This is a genomic window from Paenibacillus aceris (assembly GCF_017874035.1).
Lineage (GTDB): Bacteria > Bacillota > Bacilli > Paenibacillales > NBRC-103111 > Paenibacillus_E > Paenibacillus_E aceris.
On record NZ_JAGGKV010000001.1, the window covers coordinates 663,712 to 677,442 of the forward strand.

The 13,731-nt window shown below is 49.8% G+C and carries 11 protein-coding genes; 1 reads left to right on the forward strand and 10 read right to left on the reverse strand.

Annotation, left to right across the window (positions count from 1 at the left end; translation table 11 throughout):
* Positions 1-11: 11 nt before the first annotated feature.
* From J2Z65_RS03230 to rsgA, 6 genes are all read right to left on the reverse strand, one after another.
* Entirely contained in the window at positions 12-677 is a 666-nt protein-coding gene (locus J2Z65_RS03230; protein WP_167063561.1) for an NfeD family protein, read from the reverse strand.
* A gap of 134 nt (positions 678-811) precedes the next feature.
* On the reverse strand, positions 812-1,255 hold the full coding sequence (locus tag J2Z65_RS03235; RefSeq protein ID WP_167063558.1) for a GatB/YqeY domain-containing protein: 444 nt from the start codon (positions 1,253-1,255) through the stop codon (positions 812-814).
* Positions 1,256-1,263: 8 nt separating this feature from the next.
* The gene (gene rpsU, locus J2Z65_RS03240) at positions 1,264-1,437 is read right to left on the reverse strand and encodes a 30S ribosomal protein S21 (protein ID WP_029195880.1); all 174 of its coding nucleotides are present in this window, start codon (positions 1,435-1,437) and stop codon (positions 1,264-1,266) included.
* A gap of 114 nt (positions 1,438-1,551) precedes the next feature.
* The gene (locus J2Z65_RS03245; RefSeq protein ID WP_167063555.1) at positions 1,552-1,902 is read right to left on the reverse strand and encodes a histidine triad nucleotide-binding protein; all 351 of its coding nucleotides are present in this window, start codon (positions 1,900-1,902) and stop codon (positions 1,552-1,554) included.
* 163 nt (positions 1,903-2,065) lie between these two features.
* On the reverse strand, positions 2,066-2,368 hold the full coding sequence (locus J2Z65_RS03250; protein ID WP_167063552.1) for a hypothetical protein: 303 nt from the start codon (positions 2,366-2,368) through the stop codon (positions 2,066-2,068).
* Positions 2,369-2,454: 86 nt separating this feature from the next.
* Positions 2,455-3,516, reverse strand: coding sequence for a ribosome small subunit-dependent GTPase A (gene rsgA / locus J2Z65_RS03255; RefSeq protein ID WP_193581051.1), 1,062 nt, complete (start codon positions 3,514-3,516; stop codon positions 2,455-2,457).
* Positions 3,517-3,719: 203 nt separating this feature from the next.
* Here rsgA and J2Z65_RS03260 point away from each other — a divergent pair, with 203 nt between their 5' ends.
* Entirely contained in the window at positions 3,720-5,630 is a 1,911-nt protein-coding gene (locus J2Z65_RS03260) for an FAD-dependent oxidoreductase (RefSeq protein ID WP_244999132.1), read from the forward strand.
* A 68-nt stretch (positions 5,631-5,698) separates the two neighbouring features.
* Here the strand turns inward: J2Z65_RS03260 and J2Z65_RS03265 are convergent, their stop codons facing one another.
* The 4 genes from J2Z65_RS03265 to J2Z65_RS03280 form a co-directional block, all read right to left on the reverse strand.
* On the reverse strand, positions 5,699-7,639 hold the full coding sequence (locus J2Z65_RS03265) for a stalk domain-containing protein (protein ID WP_167064319.1): 1,941 nt from the start codon (positions 7,637-7,639) through the stop codon (positions 5,699-5,701).
* Between the two features lie 149 nt (positions 7,640-7,788).
* Complete coding sequence (locus J2Z65_RS03270; protein WP_167063546.1) at positions 7,789-8,892, reverse strand: chymotrypsin family serine protease; 1,104 nt, start codon at positions 8,890-8,892, stop codon at positions 7,789-7,791.
* Between the two features lie 151 nt (positions 8,893-9,043).
* Positions 9,044-12,514, reverse strand: coding sequence for an SbcC/MukB-like Walker B domain-containing protein (locus J2Z65_RS35635; protein WP_167063544.1), 3,471 nt, complete (start codon positions 12,512-12,514; stop codon positions 9,044-9,046).
* A gap of 35 nt (positions 12,515-12,549) precedes the next feature.
* Complete coding sequence (locus tag J2Z65_RS03280) at positions 12,550-13,728, reverse strand: exonuclease SbcCD subunit D (protein WP_167063541.1); 1,179 nt, start codon at positions 13,726-13,728, stop codon at positions 12,550-12,552.
* Positions 13,729-13,731 lie beyond the last annotated feature (3 nt).

Genomic DNA, 13,731 nt, shown 5'->3' on the forward strand with positions numbered 1-13,731 from the left:
CGTTTTTCCTCCTAAGTATGTTTAGATTCAATCTCCCGCACCACAACACGGGCCCCTTCAACTTCTACGACAATGATTTCCTTCGCATTCGGGATAAAGCTTCCGTTCGTCACAACATCCACTCGTTCTCCTTGTATGATCGCTGTTCCTGCCGGCCGGAGAGGGGTTATCGCTTGCCCTGTCATCCCTACCAAATAGGAGCGATCCGGGTTGGAGGTAAAACCCTTGTCTGTCGTCAACTGCTCCTTCAAAATAAAACGATTCCAAACTCCGCGATGCTTGAATGTTCGGATGGCAAAAGCAACCACAACGATCGCTACCAAAAGCGCTATCCCCAGCATGACCGCGGCATCCATCGGGTTCGAAGAAGCCAGCAGCACCCCGCCAAAGAGACAAATGGCACCCAAAACACTTAGAATACCAAAGCTTGGAACAACCAATTCCAAAATAAGGAGCACTAAACCGATGCCGAATACGGCCAAATCGCCAAAACCAGCAAAACCAGCCAAATAAAACCCAAGAAAATAAAGTCCGAATCCAGCAACGCCCGCTAATGCAAGTAAGCCGCTGCTAAAAAAAAGAAGTTCTAAAGCGATTCCAATGATCCCAACCATCAAGAGTACAGTCGCTGTAATCGGATGCGTCAGAAAGGCCGATAAGTTTTCTGCAAACATCATCTTTCACTCCTTTCCTTGTTCTTCCTTATCATTATTATGTACGTCCTTTGGAATAATCTGTTTCGTTTTGCAAGAAAAATAAAAAGATCGAGAGGATGTAGCATCCGCTCGATCTTGTCATACATATTTAAGTATTATCCCAATAATTGTTGGACTAACTGATTAATAAGCTTACCATCAGCGCGTCCCTTGACCTGAGGCATCAATGCCGTCATCACTTTGCCCATATCCGCTTTGGAAGAAGCACCAATTTGCTGGATGGTCTGCTGTACAATGGCTTTCACTTCTTCCTCAGAAAGCTGTTGCGGCATGTACTCAGCTAGAATAACAAGTTCTGCCTTCAGGTTCTCGGCCAAATCATCTCTGCCGGCCTTCGTAAATTCTTGGAGGGAATCCTTACGCTGTTTGATCTCACGAGTTAGTACGTCAAGCACTTCATTGTCATCTAAGGATCTTTTCAGATCAATCTCAGAATTCTTAATCGTAGATCTTACCATTCGAATTACAGAGAGTTTGAACTTGTCCTGACTCTTCATCGCTTGCTTCATATCTTCGTTCAATCGATCGCTTAAGCTCATATTGCCTCCTAGAACTTTCTCTTGCGAGCAGCCTCAGATTTAAGCTTACGCTTAACGCTAGGCTTGTCATAATGTTTACGTTTCTTAACTTCTGCTAGAATGCCATCCTTAGCGATGGAACGCTTAAAGCGACGAAGTGCAGCATCTATAGTTTCGTTCTTACGAACTCGAGTTTCTGACAACAGATTTCCCTCCCTCCGAACAGACCATCTAGGATCAAACGGTTCATCAAATCTCATTATAGGTGATAGTACTAAGGGTGTCAATCGAATCCTTTGGTTTCCTAAAAGTTGATCTTAATTATGAACCCCTAAAGGAGACAACCGCGCCCCAGCCATCAGGTGATAATGGATATGATGAACAATCTGTCCAGCATTTGCGCCGATATTCGTAATGACGCGGTAACCGGACTCTTCAACATCTAGTTCTCTAGCAATTTGCGCGGCTGCCGCTTGCATTTGACCCATCAACGGCCAATCCTCCGCCTTGGCATCCGCCAAAGAAGCTATATGCTTCTTAGGGATAATAAGCACATGGATGGGTGAAGCCGGCTGGATATCATGAAAAGCTAGAATCTCGCCATCTTCATACACTTTTTTCGAGGGAAGTTCCCCTGCAACAATTTTGCAAAAAATACAATCGCTCATAATTGGGCTTGTCCCTCCGCTTTCTTTCAATCTCTACTTTTAATTTTATCGGAAACGCGTGAAAAAATCCAATCCAATCCGTCCTTTTACAAGGAATAATAGCAAAAAAAAGAAACGCCTCGGCCACAGCTGAGAAGGTTCTTAACAGACGCGGAATTCTCTATTAATAATAAGGCAGTAATGACAAAGCTAGCAATCCGGCTAATGGTAGTACTTGCCTAGCAAATCGGCGTCTGCCATATATATATCCGGGATACGGATAGCCGTAAAACGGGGAGGGATACCCATAGGGCAAAAATGCTCTCATCTGTTCTTGATCCATGCCGCCAAGGGGCACAGCTAAGTATAAATTGTCATCATCGACATTTTCGACAATGCCATCATAAACCGCCCCGTTTGTCATTGTGACAATCACATAGCGGTACATATGTTTCTTGCAAATCTCATGCATTTCAGGATGTTTCATGGGCTCATGCCTCCTTTTTTTCTACAGCATATTCAGCAATAGGCAAAAGGCTACTACGAACCCATGAGTCATTATGCAGATACGGACTAGCGGTTGTGTTGGCTTTTCAAAGCTTGATGAATCTTCTTCCATTTCGTTTTCTCGGCGGCCTGAAGTCCTTTATCTTCTTTGCGCGCCAAATAAGCGAGTTCTTTCTGCAATTTCACATAGTTATAAAAACGTTCTTGCGGGAGACTGCCCTCCTCTAAAGCGCCTTTGACAGCACATCTCGGTTCATTCTCATGCTTGCAGTCCTGGAAAAAGCACTGCTCCGCGAGCTCTTCGATGTCCTGAAAGGACGTGCTCAGGCCCTCTGAAGCGTCCCACAACTGCAGCTCGCGCATACCAGGGGTGTCGATGAGAATGCCTCCACCAGGCAGCGTAATCAACTCCCGGTGTGTTGTTGTATGCTTCCCTTTGTCATCACCTTCGCGGATATCTCCAGTTTCTAGAATATCCTTGCCGTAAATACGGTTTACAATCGTTGATTTGCCCACTCCCGAAGATCCTAGCAAAGCGACAGTGCAGCCTGGTGCAATATAAGGAGCCAGTTCCTCGAGACCGCGGTTTTCTGCGGAGCTAATGATATGAATGGGAACGCCAACTGCAATAGCCGCAACTTCCGCTGCCAGGGAATCCGGATCGTCACACAGATCCGCCTTACTAAGGACGATAACCGGAGTGGCTCCGCTCTCCCACGCCAAGACCAAATAACGTTCTATACGGCGTACATTAAAATCCAAATTTAAAGCAGTGACCAGAAAGACGGTATCCACGTTCGTGGCTACAATTTGCTCTTCCGTGACTTGACCGGCGACTTTCCGGGAAAACTTACTTTTACGAGGAAGTACCGCATGGATCGTCGCTCTCTGCTCCTCTTGCCGTACGGACACAACAACCCAATCCCCGACAGCGGGATAATCTTCACGGCGTGCAGCAAGGTGACGCATCTTGCCTGAGACCTCTGCCAAGGCTTCACCGGATTCCGTAAGAACGCGATACATATGTTTATGTTCCAAGGACACCCGTCCAGCTTGGTATCCTTCTTCTAGATAAGATTCAAATGCTTTTTCAAAAAACGAATTCCAGCCTAAATCTTTTTTAATCAAGTGTTAAATTCATCCTCTCATGTGGTTCTAAACTGAAGTATAGACTACGTTTAGCGCCTTCACACGGTAAATAATCATTTAGATTATTTTTTCCTCCAACCATTTTAGACATCGGTCAATTCACTTATAGACTACGGGTCTATTTTTGCATATAATAGGAATAAATCGATGGTTTGGAATGGAGTGAGCGGATGAGCCAATTCATGAGAGCCACCACCCGCAAAAAGCGTGATGTCATGATGGACGTCGCTTTATCCATGTTTATGGAAAAAGGTTACGAGAATGTGTCTGTCGACGACATTATTACAGCAACGCGAGCGTCAAAGGGAACTTTTTACCATTATTTCAAAAGCAAAGATGCCATCATTGCCGACCTTTACAGCAAACAAATCCAATTGATTCAAGAATGGGTGAAGCAGCCTCCTTCCAAAGTGCAGTCCCTAGAAGGACACATCAATCGCTTATTTTTAGACTTAGCGTCTAACATTCGCGTTTCACCGCGTCTTATTCGAAGCTTACAAGCATTATCCTTACAAAATGAAACCGTAAAAACGGAAGAGCAGCATCAATTGAACGTACTCTCAGAAAGCTTGCTGCATTGGCTGCCTGAGCCTAGAAAAGTCGAACTGCTCGTCTGCATGTATGCCGGTACTATTCGAACTTGGTGCAATCAGGAACATGCGGATTTACTCTCCATGATGAAAAACAACCTAGCTTGGATGTGGGCAGGCATTCGTTCTAACGAGCCTTACACACCGCTGCAAGTAGAACCAGTCCCCAAGGAGGAAAACAAAATGAAAGTAGCAATTATCGGCGGAGGCCTAGCCGGATTAACCGCGGCCGCATATTTATCGGAGAACCCGCATATCGAAGGCGTTCTTTTTGAGCGTAGTCCGCAGCTTGGCGGCCGCGCATTTACTTATGAAAAAGCTGGATTTACGCTAAACTATGGCGCGCACGCCATCTATGGGATAGATCGTCATACCATCACGAACATGGAACGAGAATTGGGACTGTCTTTCTCTTCCAAGCAAGTCGATAAACGCAAAGTTGTTTACGCGAAGCATAATCAGCTTACAACCGCTCCGCTCGATGCTATTAACCTTCTCAAAACGGATCTGCTCAGCACCGCTCAAAAAGTGCGGTTCGTTGGTGAAATCGCAGCGATCATTGCAAACATTCATAACTTGAAAAATTACGCAACCTTAGCCGATTACCTCGCTGAGTCCAATGCGGACGAGGATGTGAAGGAGCTGTGGGAGCATCTCGTTTGTTCCAACTTCTTCATCACCCCAGAGGATGCCCGCAATGTATCCGGTGCAGTAATCAGCGAATACTATCATAACCTGTTCCTTTCCTCGAAGCCTGTCAACTATATTCTAGGAAGCTGGGCGGTCATTACCAATCAACTTAAGCAAAAGCTCACCACATCCGGCAGATGGGAAATCGCCATTCAAGAGGGCGTCGAAAGCTTGCGCTATGCGGATCGGAAGTTCGTTCTTCAAACGAAAAACCGCGAAGCTTCTTTCGATAAAGTGATTTTTGCAATGCCTGTACAACAAGTTGTCAAACTGCTAAAAGGCACAGCTTGGGAGCCATTCCTGGCCCCTTATGAATCAAATACGGCTACCGAAGTCATGGTTTATGACGTTGGATTAAGCAAAGTGGTGGCAAGACCTTTTAGTTATATCAGCGACATGGACAACAAATTGTTCATTAGCGATGTTTCCGCAACAGATCACACTTTGGTGCCAGAGGGCGGGCAGCTGCTGCAAGGTATCGCTTACTTGAGCGATCGATTCGAAAGCGATGAGCAACGCAAATCGTATCTTGAAGATAAAAATACGCAGATGGAAGCACTGTTCGACAAACATTATCCAGGCTGGCGCGATGTAACCGCGGTAAAACGGGTTTCGAAGAAAGCAATGGTATCAAGTGTCAAAAACATTGCAACCAACCACCTTCTGCCAATACGCGTGGAAAATGTGCCTTTCTACTTCTGCGGTGACGGCTGTACAGGCAAAGGCGAACTTGCAGAACGCGCATTCTCAAGCGCTCGCACAGCAGCCTTAGCCGTTGTACAAGAAGTGCAGCAGGCTCTTCAAGGCGTATAATCCGGTCATAAATAAAAAAAGCTGTTCCAGTATGTCGAGACTGGAGCAGCTTTTTTGTATGCAGGCAGTTATTTTCTTGTAATCGTGACTGTTCGGCTTGTGCCTTCCCAAGACACTTTGCCGCCAAATGTTTCTCCAACGAATCTGGCGGGAGCAAGCGTGTAGCCGTTCACAAGACGAGCGGGCTCCTCCAACTGAACAGCTTGACCGTTCACATAGACGGTTTTCTGATCAAGCGTAAGGCGTACGGTAGTGTTCCCTTTCACCGCGGTCACCGTTTTTGTAACCGCCTCATACGCTACTGTCGCTCCCATCTCTTCAAAAATAGCACGCAGCGGTGTTAGCGTAGATCCGTTCACAATCACAGGAGCTTGCTCGAAGATCTGCTCTTTTCCATCAATCTCCACGGATACCTGAGAAGAAATGCCAAAAGTGCGCAATGCAACTTGCTTGCCGGATTTGTTCGTCACGCGAATCTGAAGAACGGAACCTTCCGGGACATCTCCAGCGCGCAGTTGCAAGCCGTAAGGCAATTCGGTCTGAGACGCTATTACTCGTCCGTTCAGAATGTACTCTACTTTCCCAATGTACACTTCGGGTATTTTAACAAAAGGAATGAATTTGGTTTGTTTCGTAAAAGATTGATGGGCCGCGTCGACCGGCACATAACCAATGCCGTCTGCTGGTTTGGCAGAGTCGGCCACTTTTGAGAGCAAATATGGATTGGCAATCAGTTTTGTATAGTAATTTTGGATGTCAGACGAGCTGGACAGGGAGTAGTTATTTTTTGCGTTGTCCATGTTTTGATTCACATTAAAATAAGTAATAGCCTTCAACCTTGGATATTTGTAGGGCATAATTTCATAAAGCCGCTGCAAGTTAAGTTTAGCCCATTCCGTAAAATCTTCCTCAGTCGAATGCGAGTAATGCGGTACCCCCGTCTCGCTAAGCATCAGCGGTTTTCGATCGGAGTATGTATTGTACAGCCTCGTCAGTCTCTCCACGCTGCTTGTAGCGATCATGGAAGGCAAAGACGGGTCCCCGTTTTCATAGGGTTCAATATACAAACTAACGCCAACCCAGTCTACATAGGCATCACCCGGATAGTAGGGGTCGATATCATTCGCAGGAACATCCCCAGGGCTCCAAACCATGGCGACATTTGGGGCATCGCTAGCAAATACATCATGCAGCATACGAAATTTCGCTATATATTGAGCGGGGTTCCCATGCCATTTCACCCAAGCGCCATTCATTTCTCCCGCAAAACGTAAAAAGATCGGAATCCCCGCCGCCTTCGCGTCTTGTGCCCACTTTCGTAAATACGCGCCATCCGTTACAGGATTTAAGCCATCGTCAGGCTCCCACGCAATTTGAAGCGCACCTCCCGCGTCTTTGGCTCTCTTCGCATAAGCTGCCGGGAAGCTTTGTCCCCAATGGGCATAGGCCAAGTATATCGCATGTTTTTTACCGTAAACGGATTCCGTCTTCGCAAACATATTGCCAACCTTGGGATCTTGCTCAGAATACATTCCCAAATATGTACCGAATGCAGGTTCAAACTTGGCTAGTTGGCCATTCTTAGGCATGGCTAGCTTCTGAATAGCGGTCTGATCGCGGTCCTGGCGATATAGTTCAACGGTTGTCCGGATTTGATCGGCACGCTGCAGCTTGACAGCTCCCCAATCTTTTCCCGCTTTCACCCAGTACTCGTTTTCTAACTCGTAGTAATGAATCGCCTCATCATAATCTCCGATGGCATCGTAATAGGAATCTAATTTGCCGCAAAAAAGCGCTGCATTTTCCCAATCGCCGGTACTCCCATAGTGGTTAGCGAGAAATTGCCAATGAGAGACCGCTTCTGCATTATTGCCGCTGGCGCTGAGCGACTCCGCCTTTTGCCAGTGATCCCATACGATATCTGCATAAGCAGGTGCAGGCGAGCCAGCCAAACTAGCAGCTAATAATATGCCGACGGCAAGCGTCATGACGCCAATTCTTTTTTTCATTATAATCAAGAAAAAATGACTCCCTTCAGCCTACCTTTAAGTGATAACCCTATACTTGATACGTTCAAAAGCGGGTAAAGTAGCACAGGGAACAGAAATTTAAAAAAGGCTGGATAGGAATAAATTCCTGTCCACCCCTTTTATAACCATCATGATTTAGGTGACGATTTAGAATATACTACACGGATCCGATTGCGTTGTTCTTTCGTCAAAGGCTGAACGTACGAATGATTGCCCTTAGGGGCAATTCCTCTAATCGCACCGGCCTTGAACGTGCCGCCCGCTACCGGAACTGCGGTACGCAAGCCATAGGTGGACATAACGAGACCAATCGGATTACTGATCGAGCGCATGCCATCCGACGTACCCGCGAAATTGAGCGCCGCAGCGAACCGGTCGCTGGAGCGAAGCCAAACAGAGCCCGAATCTCCCGGAAGCGATACCGGCCCTGTATTCCCTCGAATAATCGATTGATTACGGAATGTCAACACGCCAAGCGCACCACCGTAGGTAACTCGCACATCCGCATGATTAGACTCAACCGTTCCTCTGACAAATCCCGACGTGCGGCCGGACTTCATCAATTGTTGACCGACAGGGTAACTAGAGACATGACCTGGTACCGTAATGAGTCGGCCGGATGAGTTGAGCAAGTATCTGGGATTGAGCAGGCTGTTCAAAGCAGGTCGCGCAAGCGCCGAATCCTGGAAGTTGATTCCAGGGACTAATTTGACAAACTGGAAGCGGCGTCCAACGGTATCTTTTGCCGCCTCACCGCCGTCCGCCGGTCCTGGTTGCACCGTTGCAGCAGAGGCTGAAGAATTATTTTTGACAAGCACATGGTTATTACTCAAGATATACAGCTTATGGTTCTTAGTAACGATGAGACCGCCTGTTCCTGTAGCGTCAGGACTCACCTTTCCCACGCTCACACCTCCCGGAAAAGGCCGGTGTCTACCTTGAAAACCGCCTATAGCAGCAGCTTTCGGTTCGGGAAGCGCACTGTTCGTCTTGAACGCACCGGAAGGCACAAAACGGATGGGAATTCCCGTGCCGGTTTTGGCGAGCACACCCTTGAGGCTTTGAAGGCTGGAAGGGACGATCTTTTTCTGAGTGTACACAATGATACCCGCACCTAATGACGGCTTGCTTGGATCCGCATAGCCAACACCAACAGCAACAACCTCCGCACGCTTCAATAAAACAGGAGAAATTTTATTTTTGAGTTTCAAGGCCTCATGAAATGTAGCCATTCACCATTCTCCTCTTCGTAAAAGATGTAGCAGTGTATGCCAGCTTGTACGAATCGGCTTGATGATTTTACCCAGTCCCGTTAATTTGGAGCAAGATGTAGCAATAATCGCTTTAGAAATTACTGCGTGCATACAGAGACAAACGATCCGTCTACTGCTCCTCCAGCATAATTCGGCTCCCGCGACCCGAAGGCTCAGCAGGCTGGACGATTAATTTGCGAGCCAAACGAGCTCGAAGCTCCGGAACGTGCGAAATGACCCCTACTGACAAGCTGTCCATGTGAAGCTTTTCCAACGCACCAATCACCATATCCAGCAATTCCTGGTCCAATGTGCCGAAGCCTTCGTCCAAGAAGAAGAATTCCAACGGATATTCGCCTTTGAGCTGAATTTGCGCTGAGAGCGCAAGAGCTAAAGCCAGGGAGGTCAGGAACGTTTCGCCGCCAGACAGCGTACTGACCGGGCGCTTCACGCCTCCATTGGCGTCATCACGGATGACAAACCCGCCTCCGGAGTCGACTTCAATCGCATAGCGCCGGCGTGTTAATTCGCCCAGCCGCTCGGAAGCCGCCCGGCTTACCTGCATGAGCTGCTCTTCGGCCAAGTATTCGACGAAGGCATTCGCTTTGAGCACAGATTGCAGCTTGCCAAGCCGTTCCAGCTGCTTCGCCTGCTCCGCGCGCAGCGCCTCAAGCTCGCACCACCGCGCATGCCGCACCGCAAGCTCGCTGGCGCCCTGGGCCGCCTTGGCGCGCGACTCAAGCGCAGCATCGGCAGCAGCCTTCGCAGCGCTAAGCAGCGCCTGCGTCTGCGCCCATGCGTCCGCGCTCAGCACGCGGCCCTGCAGCTTCGCTGCCAGCTGCGCCAACTGGACGCGCAGCGCCTGCTCTCGCTCGCGGTGCTCCGCCGCTAGCAGCGCCCACTGGCGGCGCTGCTCAGGCGCCAGCGCCGCAGCTGCTTCGGCTTCGCGCGACGCGAAGCCGTTCTCCGCGAGCGCGCCGTGCAGCGCGCGCTCGCTCTGCGCCAGCTGCCGCGCCGCGGCAGCAGCTGCTTCGGCGGCGGCGCTGTAGCGCTGCGCTGCCAGGGACTGCTCGCGCTGCGCCGTTGCGTGCGCGAGCTTGGTTTGCTGCGCGAGCAGCCGCAGCTGCTCCAGCGCGGAGGTCGCCTCCGCGATGAGCTGCGGCACAGCCGCGCCGGGCGCGCGCTGCGCCAGCTGCCGCGACTTGTCAGCGGCGAGCTGCGCAAGGCCCTGCAGCCGCTCGTGCAGCTGCAGAGCGGTACGATCCTGCTCCGCCGCAGCACGCTGGAGCTCATCGATCTTCACGATCAACTCATCGAGAAAGGGAATGCTCTTCTCAATGCGACCGCGGAGCTCCTCGGCCAGCCGTTCATTGGCAAGCTGCCTTTCAAGCTGATTGTCTACAGCTTCCCAAATAAGCTCCGTATATCGTTCCTGCCACTGCCTCGACCGCTCGTTCACCGCTATTTGAACGGCTGCTAGCCTAGCCTCCGCTTCCGTAAACAAACTCGCCGCTGCCTGCTGCTGGGCCGCTGCTTGCACAGCCCGCTGTTCATGGCTGGCATGCTCCTTCAATAAAGTCTGAAACGATTGCTCCAGCTCATCGGCACGAGCCATCGCCGATGCTAGATCCCCTTCCATTTCCATCCATTTATCAAAGAAAAACGAGTACCCTAGATCGGCTTGATACTCTGAAATATGTACAGATGCAGCTTCTTCCAGACCCGGAGCTGCTTCTTTCCATGCTTGTCCCGCTTCAGGTTCAACTAATGGGACCTGTGCCTGTGCAAACTGTGACGCCAGTTCAGCAGCTTGTTGCTTGACAGTTGCTATTCGCTGCAATTGCTGCAGGTAGGTAAATTGGCGCTCTTTTGCGCGTTGAAGCAGCGTTTCCCCTTGCTGAAGCTGCACTTCGGTTTCTTCTCCTGGTGCCGCCACTTCAGAACGTAAGTGCCTTGACGGATGCTCTGTTGCTCCGCACACCGGGCAATGCTCTCCATCCGTTAATTCACTTGCCAAAATCGCCGCCAATGCATGCCGTTCTTCCATTTTCCAGCGCCGCTTCATGTGCTCCAAAGCCACTTGCAGAGCAGGAATGAACGCATTTAATGAGACATTTTGCTGCTCGGCCGCAAAGCTGATTTCATGCGAATGTTCCCGCCATACATGCAGCTTGCTCACGATAGCTTGATGCTTGTCAGCCAAATGACGCTGATATTGCTCTTGATCAGCATGGCCACGAGCCCTTTCGTCCTTAGCTTTTTGGGCCTCGCTTTGTTGATCTCGAAGCTGCTCAATCGTCTTTTTCTCTTGAATCGCCTTGTGCAGAAGCTGTGTGGTTGCCGTGTTGGTCTCCACCAGCTTCAATTGATCCTTCAGCTCCGTTTGTTTTAGGACCGCCTTTTGCTTCGTCTCCGTGCTTTTCTTGATATCCGCTTGAAGAGTCGCAAGCGCAGCCTTCACTTCATTTTCTTGGTGCTGAGCGGTCTGTATCTGCTGTTGAACGTGATCAAGCTCCTGCTGAATAACAAGTGCCTGCTGCAGCTGATCTAACCTTAGTAAAAGCGGACCTTCTTTCAGCGACAGCTCTTGCTGAGCTTGTTCGTATCGTTCAGACGCCTGTTGGTAAGAAGCCTCCGCCCTATGCTGGCTCAACTTCTCAACATCTAGCAAGGTTTGCGTCGTTTGCACGTCCTTAGAGGCTAATTCATGCTGCTCCAAGTAAGGCCTTACCTTCTCGGCTTTCTCTGCATACCCCAAAAGCAGCTCTTTCTCGCGGATTTGCGGCTCTTGTTCCTGTTGTTTTTGCGCTTCAGCTTCGAGTATACCTTTCTCCTGCTGCCATTGAACGATTTGCTTTTGCTCGTCAAAGCACTTTTCCTGCTCTTCTAATTGCAGCCGGCTTCTCAGCACTTCATGCTCTGCTTCGTGCAGTCTGTCTTTAGCTGCTTGCAGTGCCAGTTCCGAGGCATCGCCCAGACCTAACTGTTCGGCAGCAAGCTGCTTCACGGTGCTGTCCGTTTCTTTCACTTTAGAGCTTACTTTGGCACTTAATTGATCCCCATACTGCTCAAGGTGAAAAAGTCTTTGCAGCATTTGCCTGCGGTCTTTGCCCGTCAAGGTCAGAAACTCTGCGAACTTTCCTTGCGGGAGCACGACAGCCCTCGTGAAGTCTTGCATCGATAAGCCGAGAATTTGCAGCACTCTCTGATTGACTTCACCTGCTTTATCCGCGAGAACAATGGTCTCATTTTCCTGAACATGCAGCAGCCTGGCGATAGTGCCGTTGATCGACATTTCCGTCCCGCGCTTAAATTGCCGCTCTACGCGATAACGCTCAGTTCCCGCTGCATTGGTCAGCTCAAAGGTGAAAGAAACGAACAGCGTTTGCTCCGCATGATTCATGATCGCTTGCGTGCCGCCGCTGGCTCGTTCGACTTTGCCGTATAACGATAGCGTAATCGCATCGAGAATGGACGATTTCCCGCTCCCCGTCGGCCCAAAAATACCAAACACGCCCGCACCCACCAATTGACTAAAATCAATTGTTTGCAGCTCCCGATAACTTTGGAGCCCGGACATTTGCAGCTGAATTGGACGCATGCCCACGTCCTCCTTTCATTATTTGATTAACGCATTTACTCCCCTGCCGCATCCGTCAAATCTTTTTCCTGCAGCAGCTCCAAAAACAACCGGATCAACTCCGGCTCAGGCTGCGCCCCGCCGGTTTGTCGCGAATAGAAGCGCGTGAAGTGCTCTTCCATGGAGAGATCCGCCTTAGGCGCCGATGCCCTAACAGCCTCCATTTCCGGATAGATCGGACGAATATGAATGAAACCGTCATAGGCTTTGCGCAGGGACTGAATTTGTTCAATCGACATCGCCTCAGTCATTGTGATCTCCAAATCGATCCATGCTGCCACATCGCGTTTCTCTTCGAGCCATTGGTGAACCTGACCTATGCCTTCTTTGGCTTTCCAGCTTACGAGGGGACGACCGGCGGTCAGGAAAATTTCCTTGGGCTCAGCCGCCTGCCCAGGCACCAAATCCAGCACAGTTACGGATTTCGCCTGCCCAGCTTCCGAAAAGCTGTAAGCAATAGGCGATCCGCAATAACGTACAGGAGAAGCCGCTTTAACATTTTGCGGCCTGTGCAAATGGCCTAGAGCCACATATTGCGCGCCTGCCGAAAGCGCCGCAGTATCCACTGTATAGGCACCGCCCACTTGAATCGGACGTTCCGATTCCGTCTCAAGGCCGCCAAGCACATAGAGATGGCTCATAATCAGATTGACAGTCCCCGTCTCAAAGAAAGCAGCTTGTTTGCGGATGAGCGCTCCAACTCGCTCCGAATATTTGCTGCGCAGCGCTTCTTCCTCCGCTACATCCGAAAGCAACTCCTTCAAGCGCGATTCCGATGGATAAGGAAGTGCAATAAGTCGGGCAAGCTCCCCCGTGCGAGCAATTCCTATCGATTGGATCTCAGGAACGGGCAAGCCAATCAGTGTAATACTTTGTTTCGCTGCAAGAGGTCCTGCTGCGGCAAGACGATCCGGATGATCGTGGTTGCCGGCTATGATAGCAACATGGCGCTTTCCGCCCTCCGCAAGTCTCGCAATGCTTTCATAGAAAAGCTGCTCCGCAGCTGCGGGAGGATTGACGCTGTCGTAAATGTCGCCTGCGATCAATACCAAGTCAATCTCCTGGTCTTTGACAATATCCACAAGCTCGTCTACAAATGCGGATTGCTCCTCCAGACGGCTGCGCCCTTCCAGCGTCCGGCCAAAATGCCAGTCACCCGTGTGTAAAATTCGCATCCT